The organism is Brucella sp. 22210 (genome assembly GCF_052045675.1).
Classification (GTDB): domain Bacteria; phylum Pseudomonadota; class Alphaproteobacteria; order Rhizobiales; family Rhizobiaceae; genus Brucella.
Map to the genome: position 1 here is coordinate 1 of NZ_JBQEPD010000186.1, position 372 is coordinate 372.

Genomic DNA, 372 nt, shown 5'->3' on the forward strand with positions numbered 1-372 from the left:
TCCTCGCTGCGCAGATACCAGTTGCCGTCATTGGGCGTCGATTTGCCACCCTTGTTGAGCGTATAGGCATAAGCACCGGCAACAACGGCCTGTTCGCCCTTCTTGGTCACATAGTCACCCAGCAGATTGAACGTACCATCTGACTGACCGCCAACCGTGATGACCTGAATACCTTCAACCGTTGCAGCACCCATGCCGCCGCGATTGATCACAGACACATCCGTTGCGCCCGATGTATTGCCGGCAACAGCCAGACGATCGCCCGGGCTATTATCGCCTGCAAGCACCTGGTGCAGGATGAGCTTGCCGCCTTCGCTGATATAATTGCCCTTCACTTCAAGCGTGCCAAAGGTATTTTCAGTTCCAGGCGAT

The 372-nt window shown here is 55.4% G+C and carries 1 protein-coding gene; it reads right to left on the minus strand.

Annotation, left to right across the window (positions count from 1 at the left end):
• Positions 1-372 (minus strand): autotransporter outer membrane beta-barrel domain-containing protein (locus tag ACTJKP_RS27260; RefSeq protein WP_440632884.1); only part of this gene is annotated, 372 nt, incomplete at both ends.